Consider the following 26011-nt stretch of genomic DNA (forward strand, 5'->3'; position numbering starts at 1 on the left):
TTATTTTATCCAATTAATTGCGTGTACAGGTCGGGTTTATCATTTAAATATTTAAATTCAAATCCATTCGCTGTCATTCTGTTTTTAATCGAAATAATATCGTTTTTATTTTTTAACTCTAATCCAACAATTGCAGAACCCATTTCTCTGCTGTTTTTTTTTGCAAACTGAAAATACGTAATATCATCTTCTGGTCCCAATATATTATTTACAAATTCTTTTAATGCTCCGGGACGTTGCGGAAATTGTATCATAAAATAATGCATCAAGCCTTCATAAATTAAAGAACGCTCTTTAATTTCAGCAGTTCTTTCAATATCATTGTTACTACCGCTCACAATGCAAACTACATTTTTGCCTTTTATCTTATCCGCATAAAAATCTAAGGCAGCAATGGTCAATGCTCCCGCTGGTTCTACTACCATCGCTTCTTCATTATACAAGCGCAAAATAGTAGTACAAACTTTACCTTCGGGAACCAAAATAATATCGTGAATATTATTTTTACAGACTGCAAAAGTTTGCTCGCCAACCTGTTTTACTGCGGCACCATCTACAAATTTATCAATATGATCTAATGCAATTGTAGTTCCTTTTTCGATTGCGGTTTTCATCGCGGGTGCTCCCTCCGGTTGTACCCCAATTATTTTAGTGTGTGGACTTAAATGCTTAAAAACCTCCGACAATCCAGAGGCTAAGCCACCCCCTCCAATAGGAACAAAGACATAATCTATAGGCTCTTTTGCATCTTCTAAAATTTCTAAACCAATTGTACCTTGCCCCGCCATTACTTTTATATCATCAAAAGGATGGATAAAACTTTTTTTATTTTCAGTTGCATTTGCAATCGCTGCGGTGTAAGCATCATCAAAAGTGTCTCCGACCAGAACAATTTCTACAAATGATTTCCCGAACAATTGTACTTGTTTTATTTTTTGTTTTGGAGTGGTTTTCGGCATGTAGATTATACCGTGAATTTTTAATAAATTACACGAATAGGCTACTCCCTGAGCATGATTTCCAGCACTCGCACAAACAATTCCAGTTGATTTTTCTAAATCAGTAAGACTGCTAATTTTATTGTAAGCACCTCTAATTTTGTACGATCGAACCATCTGCAGATCTTCTCTCTTTAACGAAATTTGCGCTTTAAACTCTTCCGAAAGTGTATTGTTTTTTAAAAGAGGTGTCGTATTAATAACACCCTTTAATTGTTCTTTAGCCGCTTTTACCTCATCAAATAGATTCATTGTATTGTCTTCTTTAAATAAAAAAACCTCCCATTTTGGGAGGTTTAATAAATTGTATCTTCTTACGTATTTATACAGCACCTCGCCATCATCGAATGTCAATAATGTTTATAATACTGCTAATCTTGTATAAATCTGTCATGTTTTCTTGTTTCAAAGTACAAAAGTATTAATAATTTATGAGAACCTGGGCAAAAGATTATTTTTTTGAAAGTTGAGGTGGATATTGGGCTAAAATTTTAGAAACAAACTCGGTAATCTTTGCTTCTTTTTTATCAACGTTGCGTGTTAGATCACCAATTCCTTCTCCTTGCCAAACCAATTCTTTTTTCTTAGCATCTATAAAGTCAACATATAAAGTGCCTTGTGTTGAGGTCGATACCGAATTAGACGGGTAACCATACATCATATACGGATTCCATCCATATCCCCAACCGTATCCCCAGCCCGCGCTAAATTGATTTACGTTTACTTGCTCTCTTGTTTTGGTAAAAATATTTACCAATATGTCAGGAGTATCACTTTTAGTGAATCCTTTTAATGTCATTTGTTCTTCAATAGCATGCAAAATTCTTCTCTTATCCAAATCAGAAATCTCCACTTTGTCTACGCCTGTTTTATAAAAAGCATAGGTCTTAAAGTGTGAAAAATCAACAGTCTTATCATAGTCAGAATATACACTTACCGAGCTGCAGGAAACAACAAGCAGCATCAGTAATACAACGGGAATTAGTTTAATTGTTTTCATATAGCTAAAATTTATAATTATTATAGAAATTTACAACAAATTTTCATCAACTAAATTAGGCAAGGTTACTTTTAATAAAGGCTCGGTTTCCATTGCTCTTTTTATGGTGAAAATAGAGCCTTCATTTCTCGCCCAACTTCTTCTAGAAATCCCATTGTTGACATCCCAGAAAAGCATTGATGCTAAGCGTTTTGAAGCTTCTTTAGAACCATCAAGAACCATACCAAACCCACCATTTATAACCTCTCCCCATCCTACTCCACCACCATTATGAATGGAAACCCATGTCGCACCTCTAAAACTATCTCCAATTACATTTTGAATCGCCATATCGGCAGTAAAACGAGAGCCATCATAAATATTAGATGTTTCGCGGTACGGAGAATCAGTTCCTGAAACATCATGATGATCGCGGCCTAGCACCACAAAGCCTATGTCGCCTTTAGCAATCGCTTGGTTAAAAGCTTCGGCAATTTTTACGCGACCTTCCGCATCGGCATATAATATTCGGGCTTGAGAACCTACTACCAATTTATTTTCTTGTGCTCCTTTAATCCATTTGATATTATCCTGTAATTGCTGCTGAATCTCGATTGGAGCAGTTTGTGCCAACTCTTCTAAAACTAGAGTAGCAATCGCATCGGTTTTGACTAAATCTTCAGGCTTTCCAGATGTACAAACCCATCTAAAAGGACCAAAACCGTAATCAAAACACATGGGGCCCATAATATCTTGTACGTAACTTGGGTATTTAAAATCAATGTTATTGTCGGCCATTACATTTGCTCCTGCGCGAGACGCTTCTAATAAAAAGGCATTTCCATAATCAAAAAAGTAGGTTCCTTTGGCTGCATGTTTGTTAATTGCATCGGCATGACGACGCAGTGATTCTTGTACTTTTTCTTTAAATAAATCAGGATTGTTGGCCATCATTTTGTTCGCCTCTTCAAATGAAGTTCCAACTGGATAATAACCGCCCGCCCAAGGATTATGCAGCGAAGTTTGATCGGAACCCAAGTCGATGGTAATATTGGCTTCGTCCAAAGCTTCCCAAACCTCCACTACATTTCCTAAATAAGCAATAGAAACAACTTCTTTTTTGGCTTTCGCCGAATGGATTCTTGCTACCAATTCTTCGACCGAAGTTACTACTTCGTTGATCCAACCTTGTTCGTGTCTAATTTTGGTGATTTTTGCATTTACTTCAGCACAAACCGTAATACAACCCGCAATATTTCCAGCTTTGGGTTGCGCACCGCTCATTCCGCCTAAACCTGAAGTCACAAATAAGTTCCCTTCTGGACTTTTATTTATTTTTCTAAAACCATTCAAAACCGTAATCGTAGTTCCATGTACAATTCCTTGTGGCCCAATGTACATGTAACTTCCCGCAGTCATTTGTCCGTATTGAGAAACGCCCAGAGCATTCATTTTCTCCCAATCATCTGGTTTAGAATAATTAGGAATAACCATTCCGTTAGTAACCACGACTCTTGGCGCTTCTTTATGCGAAGGAAACAATCCCATCGGATGTCCCGAATACATGGTTAACGTTTGCTCGTCTGTCATTTCAGACAAATATTGCATGGTCAATAAATATTGCGCCCAATTCTGAAAAACAGCGCCATTTCCACCATAAGTTATTAATTCATGCGGATGTTGTGCCACAGCATAATCCAGATTATTCTGAATCATCAGCATAATAGCTTTTGCTTGAGCCGATTTTCCTGGATATTCATCTATTGGTCGAGCGTACATTTTGTAATCTGGACGAAAACGATACATATAAATACGTCCGTATTTTTCTAATTCTTCCTTAAATTCGGCTAGCAATTCCGTATGATGTTTGGCTTCAAAATACCGAAGTGCATTTCTTAAAGCTAGTTTTTTTTCTTCAGCTGATAAAATTTCCTTTCGTTTTGGTGCGTGATTTATTGCTAAATCGTACGTTATTCTTGAAGGTAATTGTGCTGGAATTCCTTGTTGTATTTGTTCTTGGAAAGTCATTCATTTTAATTTAAAGGTGGCAGAATTTAAAGAGGATCACATCGGATCCTAATTTCGTACTACTTACCTAAGTGATGTGTTACTTGACAAATTATTTTGCCTTTTTAATTTGGCCTGTTTTTTTATCAAAACCATATGGACAATGTCGACAACCACTTTTGCAGCAATAGCCTCTTTTTAAATGGTGTTTCTCTGTAAAACATTTATAGCCTTCGGGAGTTAAATAAAAATCTTCTCCTTCGATTAATTTATTTTCATTACTTTGCTCTTCCATACGAGTAAAATATATTTTGTTTTTCAAATTGTCAAAAATCACTAATTGTGTTTTTCTCTAATTAGTGTTATTTTTCTTGCCCAAATTTACAAACTTTACGGTCAATGTATCTAATTCATGCTAAATATTTAATTCCGAAAGGATATCGCGGAATGACTATTTTCCCTTTTGTCTTACTTAAGAATCAAGAAGACAAAACGAATATGATTTTTATCACTCACGAAAAAATTCATTTAAAACAACAACTCGAATTACTAATTGTACCTTTTTTTATATGGTATTTTATCGAATTTATATTTCGATGCGTACAATACAAAAACGTTCATTTAGGCTACCGAAATATTAGTTTTGAGCGAGAAGCTTACCACAATGAAACTCATTTATTATATTTAAAAAACAGAAAGGCTTTTGCTTTTTTGAAGTACTTAAAAAACGATTAAATTTTGAATCAGCAAATCAAACTTGATTTACCAAATGGCATTAATCTCTTTATGAAAAGGGAAGATTTATTGCATCCTTTTGTTTCGGGAAATAAATTTAGAAAATTAAAATACAATTTACTTCAGGCCAAAATAGAGCAACAAAATACTATACTTACTTTTGGTGGTGCGTTTTCTAATCATATCGCAGCGGTTGCTTATGCAGGAAAAGAGCAGGGTTTTAAAACAATTGGAATCATTCGTGGAGATGAATTGCGAGATCAAATAAATAACAATCCTACTTTAAAGTTTGCTCAAGAATGCGGTATGCAATTTAAATTTATTTCGCGTGAAGCGTACCGTCATAAGCATGAAAATAATTATTTAGATCACTTGAAAAAGGAATTTGGTGCTTTCTATTTGATCCCGGAAGGTGGCACAAATGAATTGGCAGTTAAAGGGTGTGAAGAAATTTTAACAACCGAAGATTCTAAATTTGATTATGTTTGTTGCGCCGTCGGAACAGGTGGAACGATTGCGGGAATTATTAAAAGTGCCTTACCACATCAAAAAATTTTAGGCTTTCCAGCGTTAAAAGGAGACTTTTTACAAGATGAAATTCGTATTTTTGCATCTAATACGGGTTGGAAATTGATAAATGACTATCATTTTGGTGGTTATGGTAAAATTTCTGAAGAATTAATTCAGTTCATGAATAGTTTTTTTAGCAAAACAGAAATTCCGATCGATCCAATTTATACTGGAAAAATGGTTTTTGGCGTTATAGACTTAATTCACAAAGGTTATTTTGCCGAAAATTCACAAATATTATTGATTCATACTGGCGGTTTGCAAGGAATAGAAGGAATGAATCAGAAATTAAAAAAGAAGAAATTACCAATACTTACTACCAATGTATAAAAAAATCCTATTGCTCTTAATTGCAATCTGTTTAGTAAGCTGTCATGCTAGTAAACCCGCTATTGTAACCAGTAAAAACGCTGCACCTACTAAACAAAGAACTGTGGTACAAACTACTAAAAAGGCATCGTATAAAAAACCCGATTCAAAGAATTTTGATTCTCACAATAACAAACGAAAAGCGGAAAACGAAGTAATTGAATCCACTTCGAGAACAGTAGTTTCTAACGATATAATTGACCATTACATTTATGCTTATAAAAATGTAGCTATGGGCAATATGAAAACGTACGGAATTCCTGCAAGCATCATTTTGGCACAAGGAATTTTAGAATCTGGAGCTGGAAAAGGAGACTTGGCTGTGCGATCTAACAACCATTTTGGTATAAAGTGTCATAAAGACTGGGCAGGAGATAGTGTTCGCCACGACGATGATTCGGCTCAAGAATGCTTTAGAAAATACAACGATCCTTCAGAATCTTACCGCGATCATGCCTTGTTTCTTACTGGTAAAAAAAGATACGCAACGTTATTCGATTATAAAAAAGATGATTACAAAGCGTGGGCCAAAGGATTACGTGCTGCGGGATATGCAACAGATCCTAAGTATCCAGACAAATTAATGAGCTATATTGAGCGCTATAAATTAGACCAATACGATGCTTTGGTTTTGGGCAATAAATATGATTTTAGCCAAAGTCAAAGTGTTATTGCGGCTTACACCTCAGTGCCAGAAAATCCAAACTTCTCGTATTACGAAGTGCAAAAAGGCGATACACTATATTCAATTTCAAAAAAATTCAATATACTGATTGACGAGATAAAGAAAAGCAATAACCTTAATGATAATACGATTTCAATCGGACAAAGGTTAGTAGTAAAATAAAATTAAATGTCATGCCTATCGGCATCTTCAATAAAAAAGATTTCCAAAAAATGAAATATCAAAGAAGTAGTCAGCTTTTTGCTGAAGCAGAACAAGTAATCCCTGGTGGAGTAAATTCGCCTGTAAGAGCTTTTAAAGCCGTTGGAGGAACACCTATTTTTGTAAAAAGTGCCAAAGGTGCTTATATGTATGATGAAGATGGAAACCGCTTGATTGATTACATCAACTCTTGGGGACCGATGATTTTAGGTCATGCTTACGAGCCCGTTGTTACTGCTGTCATTGAAAAAGCCAAACTAGGAACTTCATTTGGAATGCCAACAGAACTAGAAACTCAAATTGCTGCATTAGCGATTGCTATGGTTCCAAATATCGATAAAATTCGTTTTGTAAACTCTGGAACCGAAGCGTGTATGAGCGCAATTCGATTGGCTAGAGGTTTTACAAAAAAAGATAAATTTATAAAATTTGCTGGTTGCTACCACGGACATTCTGATTCGTTTTTGATTCAAGCCGGAAGTGGCGCCGTTACTTTTGGCAGCCCAAACAGTCCTGGAGTAACCGAAGGAACTGCAAAAGACACCTTACTTGCTACGTATAATGATCTAGAAAATGTAAAAGCATTAATTGCCGCTAACCCAGATGAAATTGCAGCGATTATCATTGAACCTGTTGCAGGAAATATGGGTTGCATTCCTCCTAATAAAGGATTTTTAGAAGGACTCCGTGAATTGTGTACCGCCAACAACATTTTATTAATTTTTGACGAAGTGATGACTGGTTTTAGATTGGCTAAAGGCGGTGCGCAAGAGTTACTACGTATTGATGCTGATATTGTTTGTTTCGGTAAAGTAATTGGTGGTGGTTTGCCGGTTGGTGCTTTTGCCGCTCGTACCGAAATAATGAATTATTTGGCTCCTTTAGGTCCAGTTTACCAAGCAGGAACATTATCTGGAAATCCGCTGGCTATGGCTGCAGGTTTGACGATGTTGCAAGAATTAAATAAAGATGCAGCTATCTTTACCCGTTTAGCAGATAAAACAAGTTATTTGGCTAAAGGAATTGACGCTGTTTTAAAAGCAAATGATATTGCATTTACAATAAATACGATTGGTTCTATGATTTCGGTTCACTTTGATGAAAATCCAGTGACTGATTTTAAATCTGCTGCAAAAGGTGACAACGAGACCTTCAAAAAGTTCTTTCACGGTTTGTTAGATGAAGGAATTTATATTGCGCCTTCTGCTTATGAAACTTGGTTTATATCGGATGCGTTGAGCTACGAGGATCTAGATTTTACGATAGAAGCCATTGACAAAGTTTCGAAAACTTTTTAAGATAACAGCATTCTAGTATTAAAAAAGGATTACTTCTTAAGAAGTAATCCTTTTTTTTGTTAATTAATCGTTAATTAAATGAATAAAAAACAATTCTATCAACGCTAAATATATTTTTGTCAACTAGATAACCAAATCCGTAATTTATGAACAAATTTATACTATACATGTTTTTAGGAGCTATTTTACTGGCACCAACAACCAATTTTGCGCAATCAAAAAACAAAAAATCGAAAAAACAGGAAGAAGTAATTCCGCCTCCAGAAAAAAAACCTGAAGTAACAATTAAGGAATACAATAAAGTAATTACCAAGGCGGCAGTTTCTGATGAAGGTTTATTCACCATACACAAAGTAGATAAAAAATTTTACTTTGAAATTCCGAATAAATACTTAAATAAAGACATGCTTTTGGTAAGTCGCATCTCAAAATTACCTTCTAATTTGGGTGGTGGATACGTAAATGCAGGATCTGAAACCAACGAGCAATTAGTAACTTGGGAACGTTACCAAGACAAGATTTTAATTAAATCAAAATCGTACCAAGCAGTTGCACATGATAGTTTGCCAATTAGTATTTCTGTAAAAGCCAATAATTACGAACCGACACTTTTTGCTTTTGATATTGTAGCTTTCAGCAAAGATTCATCCAACACTGTTATTGATGTTACTAAATTTTATAGTTCTGATGTAAAAGCAATCAGCGGCATTTCTGCAGAGATGCGTGAAACATACAAAGTAAAAGGCTTAGACGATTCTCGTAGCTTCATCAACAGTATGAAAAGTTTTCCGATGAATATTGAAATTATTCAGGACATGACTTACAACGCGTCAAAACCACCCGTTTTGCAAGACACAGAATCGATTAGTATACAAATGAATCAGTCGATGATCTTACTGCCAGAAAATCCTATGAAACCAAGACTAGCTGATAAAAGAGTCGGTTATTTTACGGTGAGTCAATACGATTATGGAAGCAACGAACTAAAATCTGACCTTAAAACATACATTCGTCGTTGGAGATTAGAACCTAAAGATCCTGTGGCTTATGCTAAACGTGAATTGGTAGAGCCAATCAAACCGATTGTTTATTATTTAGACCCTGCGACACCAGAAAAACTTCGAAAATACATCAAGCAAGGAATTGAAGAATGGCAAAAACCTTTTGAAACAGCGGGTTTTAAAAACGCAATTATTGCTAAAGATGCACCAAGTAAAGAAGAAGATCCCGATTTTAGTCCGGAAGACATTCGTTATTCTGTAATTCGCTACGTAGCAAGCACTACTAGAAATGCTGTTGGACCAAGTGTTTCTGACCCAAGAACAGGCGAAATTATCGAAAGTGATGTTATTTGGTACCACAATCACTTACGTTCCTATCGTAATAGATATTTATTAGAAACGGGAGCTGCCAATCCTTCGGCAAGAACCCTAGAAACTAGTGATGAAGAAATGGGCGAAATGATGCGAATGGTTATCGCACACGAAGTTGGTCACGCTTTGGGTTTCCCTCACAATATGGGTGCTAGTTCTGCGTATGACGTTGAAAGTTATAGAAATGGCGACTTTACGCAGAAAAACGGAATAGCAGCCAGTATTATGGATTACGCGCGCTACAATTACATTGCGCAGCCAGAGGATAAAAACATTCGTTTCATTAGACAAATGGGACCTTACGATCACTATGCTCTCAACTGGGGCTATCGCGTAATTCCGAATACTCAATCTATCAATGACGAAAAAGAGACTTTGGACAAATGGATTTTAGAAAAAGCCGGAGATCCAATTTATAAATATGGAAAACAAAGCAGCTCCTTCGATCCTACTTCTCAAACAGAAGATATCGGAAATAACTCGATGAAAGCAAGCATGTACGGTTTAAAAAATTTAGAATACGTTGCGAAACATTTACCTGAATGGACGAGCAAAGCAACCAATAGCTACGATGATTTAGGCGAATTATACGATGAATTATTAAGTGTTTGGAGTCGTTATGTTGGCCATGTGGTTACGAATGTCGGCGGAGTGTATGAGAATACTAAAAATCCGAATCAAGCTGGAAATGTGTACGAGGTAGTTCCCAAAGCAAAACAGCAAGAAGCAATGGCGTGGTTACAAAGCAATGCTTTCGCGTCTCCTACTTGGATAGTAGATGTAAATACTTTAAAAAATACAGAGTATGCTGGCAACTCCGACTTGTTTAGAGGTTTGCAAGTTCGTCATTTAAATAATTTATTAAGTTTTGAAAGAATTGGGCGCTTAATTGACGCCGAGATTGTTGGCTCGAACAATTACTCGGCCTTAAACTTATTGCGAGATATGAGAACAGGAATTTGGAAAGAAGCAAACGCAGGAACAACACCAACTTTATATCGAAGAAATTTACAACGTGCGTACATCGAAAGAATGCAGTACTTAATGACTGAAGAAATTAAATCAGACAAATCTCGAGACTACTACAAAGTATCTCAATCTGAAGTAAGACCTTTGGTTCGCGGAGAATTAAATGGTTTAAAAAATACTTTGACTGCTGCTAAAACGAAAACAACGAATCCCGAGGCCAAGTATCACTATGAAGATTGCATCAAAAGAATTGATTTGATACTGAATCCGAGATAAAACTATTGTTCAATAAAAAAAGGATTTCTATCTACTTTAATGTAAATAGGAATCCTTTTTTTTATTAATAGTACAGTTTAAATAGCAATAACGGTAGTGCTTTTTATTTCAGAAATTACAAAAACTGTGTTTATTGTTGAAACTGCGGGAAGAACTGATAATTTCTTCTGATGAAAATTGTGATAACTTTCCATGTCTGGAAGAATAATCTTCAGCATATAATCAAAATTTCCCGACACAAAATTACATTCTACCACTTCAGGTAAATTTAAGACAGCCTGATTAAACGCTTCCGAAACATCATACGTTTGTTTATTTAAAGTCACTTGGCAGTAAACCGTTAAGTTTTTACCAAGTTTTTTTTTATTTAAGATAGACACATACTTTTCTATAATTCCCTCTTTTTCCAAACGCTTCACTCGGTCGTGAACCGGCGTCAAAGAGAGATTAATTTGGTTCGCAATATCTTTTAAGGTCACGTGCGCATCTTCTTGCAAGAGACGTAGGATTTTTTTGTCAGTTTCGTCTAAAATCATAGTAAAAAGAAAGTTTTAGGATACACGTCGAACGTTAAATTTCAGTCATTTTTTCTTTTCTGAGTTACAAATAAAGCAAAAAAAAGAAGTTTTTTGTGCAAAAACCTCAAAAATAAATAATATTTTCTTTATTACAATGCAAAAATCATTTTTTTAACGTGTATCCATACATTTGTATTCTAGTTAAACAAATAACCAAAATTCAGAAATTATGATAGTAGGTGTTCCAAAAGAAATCAAGAACAACGAAAACCGTGTAGCTCTAACTCCAGCAGGTGTGGCGGAATTGAAAAAAAACGGTCACGAAGTTTACGTTCAGACAACAGCAGGAGAAGGTAGCGGATTTAGCGATCAAGAATATATTGCTTGCGGAGCTCAAATTTTAGGTACAATCGAGCAAGTATATGCTATTGCCGAAATGATTGTTAAGGTTAAAGAGCCTATTGCATCTGAATATGATTTGGTAAAAAAAGACCAACTATTGTTTACTTATTTTCACTTCGCCTCTTCGGAAGCATTAACACATGCGATGATCAAAAGTCAATCGGTATGTTTGGCTTATGAAACTGTTGAAAAACCAGACAGAAGCTTACCATTATTAATACCAATGTCTGAAGTAGCTGGACGTATGTCTATACAAGAAGGTGCAAAATACTTAGAGAAACCATTAAAAGGAAGAGGTGTTCTTTTAGGAGGCGTTCCTGGAGTAGAACCAGGTAGAGTATTGATTTTAGGTGGTGGAATTGTGGGAACACAAGCTGCAAAAATGGCTGCTGGACTTGGAGCACAGGTTACAATTATGGATGTTAGTTTGCCCCGTTTGCGTCAACTTTCAGAAATCATGCCTGCCAATGTAATCACGGTTATGTCTAATAGCTACAACATACAAAAAGCAATTAAAGAATCTGATTTAATTATTGGAGCGGTATTAATTCCTGGAGCAAAAGCGCCTACTTTAATTTCACGTGCCATGTTAAAAGACATGCGCCCTGGAACTGTTTTAGTAGATGTGGCTGTCGATCAAGGTGGCTGTATAGAAACTTGCAAACCAACTACACACGAAGACCCAACGTTTATTATTGATGATATAGTACACTATTGCGTGGCGAATATGCCAGGTGCTGTACCCTATACTTCTACCCTTGCCTTAACCAATGCTACTTTACCTTACATTTTGCAATTAGCAAAAAAAGGATGGAGAAAAGCATGTGCAGAAAATTTAGAATTAAAAAAAGGATTGAATGTTGCTAATGGTAAAATTGTTTACAGACAAGTTGCTGAAGCTTTTGACTTACCATTCGACGAAGAATTAGTTTTAGAGCCTGAGCTATAAATCTATATAAGTGCTTACTACACCTAAAAAAGCCCATCTCTTAATTGATGGGCTTTTTTTATGCTATGACGTGCTTTCTAAATTCTTCACTTTCGTTTAGAAAAACAGCTCCGAAATCTTACGTAGACGACTCTCTACCTCTACCTCTACCTCTACCTCTACCTCTACCTCTACCTCTACCTCTTTCTCACTTCAACTACAGCCATCTTTTTCTCTTAAAATAGATAAACGGAAGAATTGCTGCAAACAACATGGCCAACAATACGACTGGATAGCCATAATAATTTTTAAGCTCTGGCATTTCTTCAAAGTTCATTCCGTAGATCCCTGCAATTAGCGTCGGTAACGAAATACAGACAGTTGCAACCGTCAGCATTTTAAAAATATGATTCTGCTCTAAGTTAATCTTACTCGAAATATTTTCTTTTAGATCATCTAATCGATCAAAATTAAATTGAATATAATCGGAAACTACCGCCAAATCATTCAAGTCGTTTCTGATACTTTCTTTTAGATCCATTTTTTGTTCCCAATTACTCTTTAAATACATCCTAAATACTCGAGTGGTTTCAATGAGTAATTCTTTAACCAACAAATTACTAAAGTTGTATTCGGTAATACTATCCATTTCATTGTTTGCAAACTTCTTTTCGATCAAAACAGTACTAGCTAATGCTTTAATTTTACGACTTAAACTTTCCGTAATATCGGCAAAATAATCAGATATAAATCCAAATTGAAATTCAAAAATAGCGGCTGTTTGTCCTAATTCCCTCAATGATCGAAATTTATTCGCATAGGTTTTATTCAAAAAATTGTCCAATTTAGAACTCGAAAATAAAAATAATCCTTCGTGAGAAATAATAATAAAGATTGGCTGTTCAATTATTTTCTTTTCATCATTATAAAAAGGAAGCGAAAAGTGAAACGCTGCTTGCTTGTCATTTTCTAAAAAGTGCGAACTAATTTCGATATCTTCATAATGCTTCATTATCGTAAAATCAAGACCAAAATTTTTCTCCAACCATTGGGTTTCTGTATTTCCATAATCCAAAAACTGCATGACATGAAAGTCCAAACTAGAAAGTGGAATCTCGTCAACAGTTTGTGCCTTTATAAATTTTTTATTTTTTAATAAAATTTCGATCATTGTATTTTTTTTAATTTAGAATTCGTTCAGCGCCGCTTTTATTTTAGTATTTCAGCCATCATCTAAACTAAAACCTTTACCACTATTTTATCTAAATTACTGTTGCTAATCATAGGAGCATGCACATCTTCTGGAAAAAAGATAACGAATTGGTTCGCTTGCAATTCAAAATAAGTATCGGGCAAGTCATTAAAAAAACGAACATCTTTTTCGTCATTATAGTCTCCTTTTGGCTGCTCACAGTTTGCTCTGGGCTTCCATAAAAAACCTTCGCTTCCGCTAATGCAAAACTGAATGTCGATATTTTTATCATGGCATTCAAATGTTTCTAAACTCGCTGCTCTCGTTTTTCCCTCTCCTTTATATGCAAACATTTTTACACCTGCTTTATCATCTTCTAAACCATCTAAAGCTGCTTTGTCAATTTGCTTTAAATAATCAAAAACAATTTTAAAAGAAGGATGCAACACTTCATATCGAGCCGAATTTTCTATGTAATCTATAATCATAATTTGAATGCTATTATTATAATTTAAACTTTTTACTGCTGTAAAAATAATGTTTAATTTTTACTAGCGCTTTTTAAATATAGGATTGGTTATATATTTGGCTTTTATGCTAATCAAACGTCTGTGTGATTTTATCAATATTTAAACTATTGGCCATCGCAGTAAAAATTTCATAATAAACCGATTTATTATCATACAGTTGCTCGTGTGTTCCTTGTTCTACACAACTTCCTTTTTCTAAAACAATGATATTTGAGGCATCAATAATTTGCGAAATACTGTGCGAAATGATAATTACCGTCCGGTCTTTTTTAATTGCATCAAGCGATTTTTTAATTTGTTCGGTAGCTATTGCATCTAGACTTGCGGTAGGTTCATCTAAGAAAATTATGGGCGGATTTTTTAAAAATAATCTTGCAATGGCGATGCGTTGCTGCTGTCCTCCAGAAAGTGAATTAGCTTCGGAATCATAACCTTTTGGCAAATTAACAATTTGCTCATGAATGTACGCTTGCTTGGCTGCCGCTATCACTTCTAATTGTGATGCGTTTGGATTTCCATATAAAATATTTTCTGCAATGGTGCCTTTAAAAATATGGTTTTTCTGCAAAACCAAGCCAATGTTTTTTCGAAGGAAATCAGTGTTGTAGGCATTCAAATCCACACCGTCCAAATAGATATTACCTGAAGATGGCAAATAGAACTTATCCAACAAATTAATAATGGTACTTTTTCCAGCGCCACTCAATCCAACCAAAGCGCTAGTCTCGTTTGGTTTAATGGTGAAATTTATAGCTGACAATGCCTTGGTACCATTTGGATACGTAAAATTGACATTTTTAACTTCAATAAGACCGACAATTTTTTCTGGAATAAATCGCCACTCGTTTCTTTTTCATGATCCGATTCTAAAATATCAAAAAAGCCTTCCGAATAAATTAGTGCATCATTTACTTCATCATAAATACGGTGCAATTGCCTGATGGGCGAAGAAACATTGTTAAACAGCATGATATGAAACATAATTGCCCCAATGGTCATAGTATTATTAAGTACGAAATAAGAAGATAAAATAATGATAATGACCAAACCTATTTGTTCTATAAACCCTTTAACACTTTCAAAAATGAAACTTGTCTTGCGCGTTGCCAATTGATTTTCGGTCATTTCATATTGAATTTTTTGATGGCGACCAGCTTCCGCTGGTTCTCTTACAAAGGATTTTATAACTGTTATTGAATCAATTAAACTGATGATTCCGTTATTTTTAGTTTCCCGATAATTGCGCATTCCGCGTCTAAAACCACTTAATTTTTTGGCTTGCATCTGACTGACGTAAAAATAAATAGGAATGATACACAAGCTAACCAAACCGACATAAAAATTGGCGTAGAACATTAACAGCAAAGCCACAAAGGCATTAGCGAACAATGGAAAAATATCAATAAAAAAGTTTTGTACCAATCGCGTTAAACTGCTAATTCCCAAATCGATTCGCGTTTGCAATTTCCCACTTTCGTTTTCAGTCGAACTATAGAACTCCATGCGGTAGCTAAGAATTTTTTCGACTATAGTTTGCGAAATATCTCGTGTGATAAAAATTCGGAGTTTTTCGCCATAAAATTTTTGACCAAACTGCACCACCGAATAAATCAATTCTTTGCAGAGCAGAACAATACTTATAATGCCTAACAAATGAAAACCTTTGGATAATGGTTCACGAGCCACCATCAAGTCACTAATGGTATCTACGGTATATTTTAATATTACGGCATTCACTTGCGCGGCAAATGAACCTAAAAAAGTCAAAAGCAATGTGGCAATTACCATATTTTTGTATGGCTTTACGAATGGTTTGATTTTTTTATATAAAAGGGAAAGCTGCATTTAATTTTAAATTATTATTCAATCATATCAAATATAAGATTCTAAATTTGTTTTTTCTAATTAGAAATTCACCTAAACTCATATTTATGAAACTTGTATTCGCCTCAAACAACAGCAATAAAATTATTGAAATTCAGAAAATGCTTCCAGATAATATTTCGATTTTAAGTTTAGAAGCTATAGGATGCACCGAAGAAATACCAGAAACGGCAGATACAATAGAAGGAAATGCTATATTGAAAGCCAATTATGTAACCGAAAAGTATGGCTACGATTGTTTTGCAGATGATACTGGCTTAGAAGTAGAAGCTTTAAATGGCGAACCTGGCGTTTATTCTGCAAGATACGCTGGGGAGCAAAAAAACGCTGACGACAATATGGACAAATTATTATCTTCTTTAGAAAAAAGCGAGAATAGAAATGCACAGTTTAAGACCGTAATTGCGCTGAACATCAATGGAAAGCAACAACTTTTTACTGGAATTGCCAATGGAACAATTATAAAGGAGAAAAAAGGAACGCAAGGCTTTGGGTATGATCCTATTTTTCAGCCGACTGCTTATAGCGAAACCTTTGCCGAATTATCTATAGCAGTAAAAAACAAAATAAGTCATCGTGCAAAAGCTACCCAACAATTGATCGCATTTTTGAATGAAACGGAATAATTGTTTAAAATACAACAATTAAGGTGGTAAAGTTTATAATTCAAGACGTTTATTTATTTAAAATGGGACTCTTATTTCAGCAATAAAAAGATAACCATTTGAGAATCAAATCACAATAAACAGATATTTCTTAAATATGTATTAGTTTATTTGAATTAATTTAGGTAATTTTGCACCCTATTTTAAAAATACATATGAATAAATTTGAACAATTAGGATTGAGTGAATCGTTACTGAAGGCGGTTGCAGATCTAGGATTTGAAAATCCGTCAGAAGTACAGGAGAAAGCGATTCCCCTATTATTGGAAAAAGACATCGATATGGTTGCGTTGGCTCAGACAGGGACAGGGAAAACGGCAGCTTTTGGTTTTCCAGTTATTCAGAAAATTGATGCCAACAACAGAAACACACAAGCATTAATTTTATCTCCAACACGCGAACTTTGTTTGCAGATTACCAACGAAATTAAAAACTACGCTAAATACGAAAAAGGTATTAATGTTGTAGCAGTTTACGGTGGAGCTAGCATAACAGACCAAGCGAGAGACATTAAGAGAGGTGCACAAATTATTGTAGCTACTCCAGGAAGAATGCAAGACATGATTAATAGAGGTTTAGTAAACATATCTCAAATCAACTATTGTATTCTAGATGAGGCTGACGAAATGTTGAACATGGGTTTCTACGAAGATATCGTAAACATCCTATCGACGACGCCAGACGATAAAAACACATGGTTATTCTCTGCAACAATGCCTGCTGAAGTAGCACGTATTGGAAAACAATTTATGAAAGATCCGATCGAAATTACGGTTGGAACTAAAAATTCAGGGTCTTCAACAGTTTCTCACGAATTCTATTTAGTAAATGCTCGTGATCGTTACGAAGCATTGAAACGTATTGCTGACGCTAATCCAGACATTTTTTCGGTAATCTTTTGTAGAACAAAACGTGATACACAAGCTGTCGCTGAAAAATTAGTTGAAGATGGCTATAGCGCTGCTGCTTTGCACGGAGATTTATCTCAAATGCAACGTGATGGTGTAATGAAATCGTTCCGTGGAAAACAAATTCAAATGCTTGTAGCTACTGATGTTGCTGCACGTGGAATTGACGTTGACAGTATTACTCACGTTATAAACTATCAGCTACCGGACGAAATAGAAACCTATAACCACCGTTCAGGCCGTACAGGTCGTGCAGGAAAATTAGGAACTTCTATTGTAATTGTAACTAAAAGTGAATTGCGTAAGATTTCTTCTATCGAAAGAACAATTAAACAAAAATTCGAAGAGAAAGTTATTCCTTCTGGAATAGAAATCTGTGAAATTCAATTATTGCACTTAGCAACTAAAATTAAGGATACAGAAGTTGATACTGAAATCAACAACTATTTACCTGCAATCAACAGCGTTCTTGAAGATTTATCTAAAGAAGAATTGATTAAGAAAATGGTTTCTGTAGAATTTAATCGTTTTATTGCTTATTACAAGAAAAACAGAGACATTTCTACTCAATCAGGTGGAGAAAGACGTGAACGTGATGATAGAGATGGTGGTGCTCCAAGAGAAAACAACAATAACGGTGCAACAAGATATTTTGTGAACATTGGTTCAAGAGATAATTTTGACTGGATGTCATTGAAAGATTACTTGAAAGAAACATTAGACTTAGGTCGTGATGATGTCTTTAAAGTAGACGTAAAAGAAGGTTTCTCTTTCTTTAACACTGATCCTGAGCATACGGATAAAGTTATGGAAGTATTAAACAACGTACAATTAGAAGGACGTCGTATTAATGTTGAAATTTCTAAAAATGACGGTGGCGGCGGAAGACGTGATCACAACGGAAGAAGTTCTGGTGGTGGCGGCGGATTTGGTGGTGGAAGAAGTTCTGCTCCAAGAAGAGAAGGTAGTTTTGCTCCAAGAAGAGAAGGTTCTGGTGGTGGCGGCTTTAGAAGCGACAGAAACTCATCAGCTCCAAGAGAAGGTGGTTTTAGAAGCGACAGAAATGCTTCTAGCAGCAGTAGCGCTCCAAGACGTGAAGGCGGTTCTTCTGAAAGACCAGCAAGACGTTCTGAAAGCTTTGGTGACGCACCAAGACCAAGAAGACCAAGAAGAGATTAATTATAATTTCTAGATTTATATAAAATCCCAAATTTCATTTAGTTATGGAATTTGGGATTTTTATTTTTAGCGAAACTTTAAAAAAATCAGTAAACTTGTAGGAAATTTTAGTTTGTTAATATTCTTATAATTATAGTTGGAGTCTGCCCTTTATCTAATTGCTATTTAGTACTTTTAAAACCTTAAATCTGTCTATGAAATATTTTGTAGTTTTCCTTTTATTGGCCTTTACCACAATTAGTTTTGCTCAAGAAACAGACCACGACCAACGAGTTTCGGGATTTGTAATAAGTGACGAAACAAAAATGCCTATCCCAAACGTTAATATTATCAACATCAATAAAGTGCGTGGTGCCCAAACCGACATCAAAGGATATTTTGAAATTGATGTAAAAGCGAGCGATACCTTACACCTTTCCTTATTAGGCTACCAATCGTTACGCGTTCGTGTCACTAATGACTGGATAAAAAACAAAGTAACTCGAATTCAACTGACCGAAAAAGCAATCGCTTTAGAAGAAGTAGTTATTAGTCCGTTTCGTTTGACAGGTTATTTAGAAGTAGATTCTAAATTAATTCCGACTAAAGAAAATTATCGCTATAGTATTTCTGGTCTTACGCAAGGCTACGAAGCTGGAGAATATTCGCCAGGCGCGTTCGGCAAAGTATTGGGTTCTATTTTTAACCCTGCTGATATGTTGTATAATTTTTTCGGAAAAAAACCAACCGAGTTGAAACGCTTGAGACAAATGCGCAAAGATGATACCGTCCGTAATTTGCTAGAAACAAAATTTGATCGCGAAACGATAGCCGTATTACTGGGAATTGACAAAAGCGAAATTCCTGAAATATTGCAACGATGCAATTATTCTGAATCATTTATTCAAAACGCTAATGATCTTCAAATTATGGATGCGATAAGCGGTTGTTATGAAGAATATAAAATTCTTAAAAAGAATTAAACACTAAAATAGAATTGAAAAGCCTTTAATCCAACCGGTTAAAGGCTTTTTTTATGATTTAAAAATATCTGCTTTTCATTGTTATTTCAATGAATAAATACTTAATTTAGTTGACAATTCTTCTTCTTTTTAGAGGAAAAACATTGCTCTGTATGAAAGATGAAATTAATAAGGTGCTGAATTTTGTGGATCTCCATAAAGGAGAAGAGGACAAAAAAAAGGTAGTTGAAAATATAACAAGTGCTGTCTCTTTTAGAGGATCAAATCTTTGGATTTTAGCTTGTGCTATCCTAATTGCTTCGGTCGGCTTAAATGTCAACTCCACGGCGGTTGTTATTGGCGCCATGCTAATCTCACCCTTAATGGGACCAATTGTTGGTGCTGGTTTTGGTTTAGGAATGTACGATACCGACTTATTAAAAAAAGGATTAAAAAATTTACTCATTGCAACCATTGTAAGTTTAACGATATCCACACTTTATTTCTATATCAGCCCTTTTAAAGAAGCCGAATCAGAATTACTATCTCGTACTTCGCCTAACATTTACGACATCTTAATAGCCTTCTTTGGTGGATTAGTAGGCGTAATTGCATTTACCAGAGTCGAGAAAGGAAATCCTATTCCGGGTGTTGCCATTGCAACAGCTTTAATGCCACCTTTGTGTACGGCCGGTTACGGCTTAGCTCTTGGTAATATCTCCTACTTTTTAGGAGCTATGTATCTTTATACGATTAATTGTGTGTTCATTTGTATTGCGACATTCATCATTGTAAAATACCTAAAATATCCACAAAAAGAACAACTAAACGAAACCCGTAAAAAGCAAGTTAAATATGGTATTTCTATTCTGATCTTATTAATGATTGTACCAAGTATCTATTTTGCTTACCAATTATTTATTCAGAAATCATACAACAGTCGTACTGAAAATTTTATAAAACAAGAATTTACCGATAATGATTATCCTATCATATATAAAAACATAAAATACAACCAAAGTCCAAAACGAATTGAACTAGCCTTTCTTTCTAAAAAATTCAATCAGACAGAAATTAAGGATTTAAATAAGAGATTGATCGATTATAATTTATTAAATACTCAATTGATTATTAAGCAAGACACCTTTAATATTGGAAACGACATCCTAAATAAAATCAATTCTAGTCGTGATATGGTCGATAAAAAAGACATTATCATTAATAAACTAAGGTCTCAATTATCAAGCTATCAATTTAATAATGATTTAATTATAAAAGAATCTGAAGTTCTTTTTCCTAGCGTTTCTAATTTATCGATAGGGAATTACACCATTAAAGACAAAGACAAAAAAGATGTTATTATTCCGATTGTGTTGTATCAAAGTACAGAAACGATGGATAACGAAAAAGCGAAAAGACTGAAAGATTGGTTGAAAATAAGATTGGCAAAAGACTCGGTCGAAATTTACAGACAACCGCTGTCGCCAATTTCAAAAATTACAAAAGCCAAGCAAAAGAAATGAAAAAAGCCCTTGTAAATTATAATTCACAAGGGCTTTATACATTGAAAAAATACTATTTTACCGGAATATTTTCTAAGACTTCTAATACAAATTTCCAATACTTTTGAGCCGATTTGATACTTGCTCTTTCATCTGGTGAATGTGCACCATGAATGGTTGGTCCAAAAGAAATCATATCCATATCAGGATAATTAGTTCCTAAAATTCCACATTCTAAACCAGCGTGACATGCAACCACTTTGGGCTGATCACCATTTTGCTTTTCGTAAATTTCTTTTAAAACTTCTAAAATTTCTGAATTTACATTTGGTGTCCATCCTGGATAAGAACCCGCTAATTCTACCTCACAACCTACCAATTCAAAAGCCGAACGCAAAGAGTTAGCCAAATCAAATTTAGAAGTTTCTACCGAAGAACGCGTCAAACAATTGATTTCGATTTCTCCATTTTTAATAGAAACACGAGCTAAGTTATTTGAAGTTTCTACCAAGTCTTCCATATCAGCACTCATGCGGTAAACACCATTTTGCGCTGCATATATGGCTCTAATAATTCCTTCTTGAACGCCTAGATCCATTACTTTATTTGGTAAATCACATTTTTCAATTTCGATTACCAGATTGGGTTCGGTCGTTTTAAACTCTTCTTTGATGTCGTTGATAATTTCTTGCATATCAAAAATATATGCTTCATCAAACATTTCAGAAATAATTACTTTAGCTTCACTTTCTCTAGGAATCGCATTGCGCAATCCACCGCCATTTACTTCAGCAATTTGCAATCCGAAATTTTCAAAAGCATCAAACAATAGGCGGTTCATGATTTTATTAGCATTACCTAAACCTTTATGAATGTCCATTCCTGAATGCCCACCGTTTAATCCTTTTACACGAATAACATGTCCTACAGAATTCTCTGGAACCTCTTCTTCATTGTAACTTCTACGTGCATTCAAATCGATTCCACCTGCACAACCAATATCAATTTCGTCGTCTTCTTCAGTGTCCAAATTCAATAAAATTTGACCTTGAAGAATTCCACCTTTCAAATTTAAAGCACCCGTCATTCCGGTTTCTTCATCAATGGTAAACAAAGCTTCAATAGCTGGATGCGCAATTGTTTTACTTTCTAAAACAGCCATAATTGTGGCTACTCCTAGCCCATTATCAGCTCCCAAAGTAGTTCCTCTTGCACGAACCCAGTCTCCATCCACATACATATCGATACCTTGTGTATCAAAATCAAAAACAGTATCCGCATTTTTTTGATGCACCATATCTAAGTGACCTTGCATCACAATTGGCTTGCGATTCTCCATTCCTTTAGTAGCTGGCTTGCGAATGATCACATTACGAATTTCATCTTCAAAAGTTTCTAAACCTAAGCTCTCACCAAAATTTTTCATAAACTCAATTACACGTTCCTCTTTTTTTGAAGGGCGCGGAACTTCATTTAAATCGGCAAACTTATTCCAAAGGGCTTTAGGCTCTAAATTTCTTATTTCTTGACTCATTATAATTAGTTTGAAGTTTAACAAAATATAGCTTCAAAGTTACAAAGTTTAAATTCCTTATCGGTAGTAATTGATATTCTATTTATATTTACAGTTATAAAATTTTATCGTGAACCAAAAATACATTCTTCCTTTTTTTTTACTTTTCCAAATTATCATTTTGCAATTTCTTCCCGCTTTTTCAGCAAAAGTTGAGACTTATTATAGCAACGGTTTATATCCTAAAATTGCTTCTTTTTTGAGAATTATATTTGGCTTTGTACCTTTTTCGGTTGGTGATGTAGCGTATTTCATCGTAATTATTTTAGCCATTCGTTGGTTTTGGAAAAACAGAAAAACATGGAAAGAAAATTGGAAGAATAATTTTTTACGAATATTAAGTGCCCTTTCTTTATTTTATTTTTTCTTTCACTTTTTATGGGCTTTCAATTACTACAGAGAATCTTTGTCTGATAAAATGCAGATAAAAAAAGAATATTCTGATGCTGATTTACTTCAGTTTACAAATAAATTAATTCTGAAAACCAACCAGATTCATTCTCAAATAAACGAAAACGACAGTTTAAAAGTGGTCTACCCGTATTCTAAAGAAGCTACTTTTTCGATGAATTTAAACGGCTATCAAAACCTTTCAGAACAATATGCTTTCTTCAATTACGAAAAATTAAGTATTAAAAATTCTTTGTTTTCACTGCCACTAACTTATATGGGATTTGGCGGTTATTTGAATCCATTTACCAACGAAGCTCAAGTAAATGGCTTGATGCCGATATATAATTTGCCTTTTACGAGTTGCCACGAAATGGCGCACCAAATGGGATTTGCAAGCGAAAGCGAATGTAATTTTATCGGATTTTTAGCTACCACAAAAAATGATGATTTGTACTATAAATATTCTGGTTACAGTTACGCATTGCGCTATTGTCTTGGACTTTTAAGTTCTCAAAATGAGGAACTATTTAAAGCAACTTTAGCCAAAGTGAATCCAGGAGTTTTAGAAAATTATAGAGAAAGTGATGACTTCTGGAAACAATATGAAACACCAATAGAAACAGGATTTAAGATTTTTTATGATAATTTCTTAAAAATAAATCAACAAAGAGACGGCTTAGAAAGCTACAGTAAATTTGTAGATTTGATGGTTAATTATTACAAAACAGAAGAACTATAGTTCTTCTAATACGATTAATAATTTAGAAATAGCCATAGTTTGAAAAAATTTTCACCGATTGAATCCTTCTAACATTTTTAGTCTGTGGTAAAAATAAAGATATAGACTAGTGCACAGTAAATGTCAGTATATAAATATTTCTTTTTGTAACAAAACATCATTTAAAACTACTTATACAATATGACTGAAAATCTAGAGCAATCTTTTGTATCGCAACTGCAAGCCAATCAGAATATAATCCACAAAATTTGTAGATTGTATACTGACAATGAAGATGCGTACAAGGATTTGTTTCAAGAGATTACCATTCAGTTATGGAAAGCGTTTCCGAAATTTAGAGGAGACAGCAAATTTTCGACTTGGGCCTATCGCGTCGCCTTAAACACAGCCATTACACTTTATCGAAAAACCAAACGTACTGTTTCTACCGTAAGTTATGAAAGTCAGCAGCATTTTGTAAAAGATGTCGATTACAATTATGAAGAAGAGGAACAATTAAAATTGATGTACAAAGCCGTTTATCAATTAAACGACATTGAAAAAGCCTTGGTTTTTATGTATTTGGAAGATAAAGATTACCACGAAATATCAGAAACGTTAGGTATTAGTGAAGTCAATGCGCGTGTAAAAATGAACCGCATAAAGGGAAAACTTAAAAAAATATTAAATCCGTAAGAAATATGAAAGAGCTGGATTTATTAAAAAAAGATTGGAAAAAGAACGAAAGTTCGTTTAATCAATTGTCTGAAACAGAGATTTACAAAATGATACATCAAAAATCATCTTCGATAGTGAAGTCGATCTTTATAATCAGTATCATCGAGGTTTTATTGTGGATCGGAATAGGGGTAATTTCTAATACAGGTGATTACATAAAAGAAATGAAATATCCGGAAAACAACTGGTATTTGCAATTCTTGGATGTATTTCATTATGTGGTGATTATAGTTTTTATTTATCTGTTTTATAAAAATTATACCACGATCTCGACTACCGCCTCTACTAAGTTATTGATGCGTTCTATACTAAAAACTAGAAAAATTGTACAGTGCTATGTTTGGTATAATTTGGCTATGTTGGTTGTAACAGCTATTTCTGCCATCTGTATAGCTGTTCTGTATACACCCGAAATAAGTAATTTAACTGATCAGTTTGCAACGAGTCCGCAATTGGCGATTATTACTTTTGGAATTTTATTTTTGATGGTTTTGGGTTTACTTGCAATATTATGGACAATCTACAGACTGATATACGGAAGATTGTTGCGTCGTTTGTACGCTAATTACAATGAATTAAAAAAGATTGATTTATAATTTGAAGTCTTACAGTAAATAAGCGGTTAAACGCAATTAATAATCCCATTTACGCATTTGATTCAGTTCTTCTTGTTCTTTGATCAATGCTGCAGGAATAACTTTTAAAAACGAAGGATGTTGTTCAATCGCAAATTCTACTTTTTCTACAATTTCTTCGATTGTGTCATTGTCATAATCAATAACCAATGGAGATTTTATGATAAAGGATTGAAGAATGCCCTTCTTCTTTAATCGAAGTCCTTTCTTATCAAATGAACGGCGAAAACCATCAATAACAATAGGAACGACAATGGGTCTGTGTTGTTTGATGATGTGTGCAGTTCCTTTGCGCACCGGCTTAAAGGACTTAGTCGTTCCTTGCGGAAACGTAATAACCCAACCGTCTTCCAACGCTATTTTAATATTTTCGGTATCATTTGGATTTACCTCTTTTTTTTCTGTAACATCTTTACCTTTTTCACGCCAAGTACGCTCTACAGTTATTGCACCAGCGTAGGCCATAATTCTTGGCAATAAGCCAGTTCTCATGGTTTCTTTGGCTGCTACATAATAAATATTCATTTTAGGCTGCCACAGATATCCAATGTTTTTAATATTGTCTTGGCGTCCGCTTAAACTGGCATTAAATACATGAAACATAGCAACAACATCAGCAAAATAAGTCTGGTGATTGGAAATAAATAACACATTTGTCTCTGGTAAATTTTTTATAATCTCAGAACCTTCAATATGCAAATCATTAAAACCTCTATAGCGCTTGTGCGTGATTGCACCAAAAATTCGGATTAACCATTTTTTGATGAAATAAATATGACCAAAAGGATTTCTTTTAAACAATCCCATACTACTTATTTTAAATTGATATTAGGGCGGCAAACATA

Annotated in this window: 22 protein-coding genes and 1 pseudogene; 13 read left to right on the forward strand and 10 right to left on the reverse strand. The window is 34.5% G+C overall.

All coding sequences use genetic code 11. The features are described from left to right. Positions 1 to 5: 5 nt before the first annotated feature. The 4 genes from ilvA to AP058_RS04455 all read right to left on the reverse strand — a co-directional run bounded on the left by ilvA (position 6) and on the right by AP058_RS04455 (position 4279). Entirely contained in the window at positions 6 to 1250 is a 1245-nt protein-coding gene (gene ilvA / locus AP058_RS04440; protein ID WP_066307344.1) for a threonine ammonia-lyase IlvA, read from the reverse strand. 199 nt (positions 1251 to 1449) lie between these two features. Next, positions 1450 to 1998 (reverse strand): DUF4136 domain-containing protein, encoded by a 549-nt coding sequence (locus AP058_RS04445; RefSeq protein WP_066307262.1) that lies wholly within the window; start codon positions 1996 to 1998, stop codon positions 1450 to 1452. A 30-nt stretch (positions 1999 to 2028) separates the two neighbouring features. Continuing rightward, on the reverse strand, positions 2029 to 4005 hold the full coding sequence (locus tag AP058_RS04450; RefSeq protein ID WP_066307264.1) for a urocanate hydratase: 1977 nt from the start codon (positions 4003 to 4005) through the stop codon (positions 2029 to 2031). 91 nt (positions 4006 to 4096) lie between these two features. Next, the gene (locus tag AP058_RS04455; RefSeq protein ID WP_066307266.1) at positions 4097 to 4279 is read right to left on the reverse strand and encodes a DUF5522 domain-containing protein; all 183 of its coding nucleotides are present in this window, start codon (positions 4277 to 4279) and stop codon (positions 4097 to 4099) included. Between the two features lie 104 nt (positions 4280 to 4383). Between AP058_RS04455 and AP058_RS04460 the strand changes: the two genes are divergently transcribed. From AP058_RS04460 to AP058_RS04480, 5 genes are all read left to right on the forward strand, one after another. Beyond that, complete coding sequence (locus tag AP058_RS04460) at positions 4384 to 4719, forward strand: hypothetical protein (protein WP_066307268.1); 336 nt, start codon at positions 4384 to 4386, stop codon at positions 4717 to 4719. A 3-nt stretch (positions 4720 to 4722) separates the two neighbouring features. Beyond that, entirely contained in the window at positions 4723 to 5619 is an 897-nt protein-coding gene (locus AP058_RS04465; RefSeq protein ID WP_231739522.1) for a 1-aminocyclopropane-1-carboxylate deaminase/D-cysteine desulfhydrase, read from the forward strand. Then, complete coding sequence (locus AP058_RS04470) at positions 5612 to 6505, forward strand: glucosaminidase domain-containing protein (RefSeq protein WP_066307270.1); 894 nt, start codon at positions 5612 to 5614, stop codon at positions 6503 to 6505. Before AP058_RS04465 ends, AP058_RS04470 begins: the two co-directional genes overlap by 8 nt. A 50-nt stretch (positions 6506 to 6555) precedes the next feature. Then, positions 6556 to 7842 (forward strand): glutamate-1-semialdehyde 2,1-aminomutase, encoded by a 1287-nt coding sequence (gene hemL, locus AP058_RS04475; RefSeq protein ID WP_066307347.1) that lies wholly within the window; start codon positions 6556 to 6558, stop codon positions 7840 to 7842. Positions 7843 to 7988: 146 nt separating this feature from the next. Next, on the forward strand, positions 7989 to 10460 hold the full coding sequence (locus AP058_RS04480; protein ID WP_066307272.1) for a zinc-dependent metalloprotease: 2472 nt from the start codon (positions 7989 to 7991) through the stop codon (positions 10458 to 10460). 77 nt (positions 10461 to 10537) lie between these two features. Here the strand turns inward: AP058_RS04480 and AP058_RS04485 are convergent, their stop codons facing one another. After that, positions 10538 to 10996, reverse strand: coding sequence for an Lrp/AsnC family transcriptional regulator (locus AP058_RS04485; RefSeq protein WP_066307274.1), 459 nt, complete (start codon positions 10994 to 10996; stop codon positions 10538 to 10540). A 211-nt stretch (positions 10997 to 11207) separates the two neighbouring features. Here AP058_RS04485 and ald point away from each other — a divergent pair, with 211 nt between their 5' ends. Continuing rightward, positions 11208 to 12329: an alanine dehydrogenase gene (gene ald / locus AP058_RS04490; protein ID WP_066307276.1), complete on the forward strand. Its 1122-nt coding sequence runs from the start codon at positions 11208 to 11210 to the stop codon at positions 12327 to 12329. A gap of 196 nt (positions 12330 to 12525) precedes the next feature. Here the strand turns inward: ald and AP058_RS04495 are convergent, their stop codons facing one another. The 3 genes and pseudogenes from AP058_RS04495 to AP058_RS04505 all read right to left on the reverse strand — a co-directional run bounded on the left by AP058_RS04495 (position 12526) and on the right by AP058_RS04505 (position 15875). Then, entirely contained in the window at positions 12526 to 13479 is a 954-nt protein-coding gene (locus AP058_RS04495) for a CorA family divalent cation transporter (RefSeq protein ID WP_066307277.1), read from the reverse strand. Positions 13480 to 13541: 62 nt separating this feature from the next. Continuing rightward, positions 13542 to 13988, reverse strand: coding sequence for a YhcH/YjgK/YiaL family protein (locus AP058_RS04500; protein WP_066307278.1), 447 nt, complete (start codon positions 13986 to 13988; stop codon positions 13542 to 13544). A gap of 109 nt (positions 13989 to 14097) precedes the next feature. Then, a pseudogene (locus AP058_RS04505) lies at positions 14098 to 15875 on the reverse strand (ABC transporter ATP-binding protein). An 86-nt stretch (positions 15876 to 15961) separates the two neighbouring features. Here AP058_RS04505 and AP058_RS04510 point away from each other — a divergent pair. The 4 genes from AP058_RS04510 to AP058_RS04525 all read left to right on the forward strand — a co-directional run bounded on the left by AP058_RS04510 (position 15962) and on the right by AP058_RS04525 (position 21130). Next, positions 15962 to 16540, forward strand: a complete 579-nt coding sequence (locus AP058_RS04510; protein WP_066307280.1) for a non-canonical purine NTP diphosphatase — start codon at positions 15962 to 15964, stop codon at positions 16538 to 16540. A gap of 194 nt (positions 16541 to 16734) precedes the next feature. Beyond that, positions 16735 to 18666 carry a DEAD/DEAH box helicase gene (locus tag AP058_RS04515; RefSeq protein ID WP_066307282.1) on the forward strand — a complete coding sequence of 644 codons (1932 nt, stop codon included), beginning with the start codon at positions 16735 to 16737 and terminating at the stop codon, positions 18664 to 18666. A 194-nt stretch (positions 18667 to 18860) separates the two neighbouring features. Next, positions 18861 to 19628, forward strand: a complete 768-nt coding sequence (locus AP058_RS04520) for a carboxypeptidase-like regulatory domain-containing protein (protein ID WP_066307284.1) — start codon at positions 18861 to 18863, stop codon at positions 19626 to 19628. Between the two features lie 152 nt (positions 19629 to 19780). Beyond that, positions 19781 to 21130 (forward strand): TIGR00341 family protein, encoded by a 1350-nt coding sequence (locus AP058_RS04525; RefSeq protein WP_066307285.1) that lies wholly within the window; start codon positions 19781 to 19783, stop codon positions 21128 to 21130. A 52-nt stretch (positions 21131 to 21182) separates the two neighbouring features. Here the strand turns inward: AP058_RS04525 and AP058_RS04530 are convergent, their stop codons facing one another. Then, the gene (locus AP058_RS04530) at positions 21183 to 22643 is read right to left on the reverse strand and encodes an aminoacyl-histidine dipeptidase (RefSeq protein WP_066307289.1); all 1461 of its coding nucleotides are present in this window, start codon (positions 22641 to 22643) and stop codon (positions 21183 to 21185) included. Positions 22644 to 22881: 238 nt separating this feature from the next. Between AP058_RS04530 and AP058_RS04535 the strand changes: the two genes are divergently transcribed. The 3 genes from AP058_RS04535 to AP058_RS04545 all read left to right on the forward strand — a co-directional run bounded on the left by AP058_RS04535 (position 22882) and on the right by AP058_RS04545 (position 25127). Then, positions 22882 to 23814 (forward strand): DUF3810 domain-containing protein, encoded by a 933-nt coding sequence (locus tag AP058_RS04535; RefSeq protein ID WP_369815129.1) that lies wholly within the window; start codon positions 22882 to 22884, stop codon positions 23812 to 23814. 180 nt (positions 23815 to 23994) lie between these two features. After that, positions 23995 to 24489 (forward strand): RNA polymerase sigma factor, encoded by a 495-nt coding sequence (locus tag AP058_RS04540; protein ID WP_066307291.1) that lies wholly within the window; start codon positions 23995 to 23997, stop codon positions 24487 to 24489. A gap of 5 nt (positions 24490 to 24494) precedes the next feature. Continuing rightward, positions 24495 to 25127 (forward strand): hypothetical protein, encoded by a 633-nt coding sequence (locus AP058_RS04545; RefSeq protein WP_066307292.1) that lies wholly within the window; start codon positions 24495 to 24497, stop codon positions 25125 to 25127. A gap of 36 nt (positions 25128 to 25163) precedes the next feature. Here the strand turns inward: AP058_RS04545 and AP058_RS04550 are convergent, their stop codons facing one another. Further along, the gene (locus AP058_RS04550) at positions 25164 to 25973 is read right to left on the reverse strand and encodes a 1-acyl-sn-glycerol-3-phosphate acyltransferase (RefSeq protein ID WP_066307294.1); all 810 of its coding nucleotides are present in this window, start codon (positions 25971 to 25973) and stop codon (positions 25164 to 25166) included. Between the last annotated feature and the right edge of the window lie 38 nt (positions 25974 to 26011).

The organism is Flavobacterium sp. TAB 87 (assembly GCF_001529295.1).
Lineage (GTDB): Bacteria > Bacteroidota > Bacteroidia > Flavobacteriales > Flavobacteriaceae > Flavobacterium.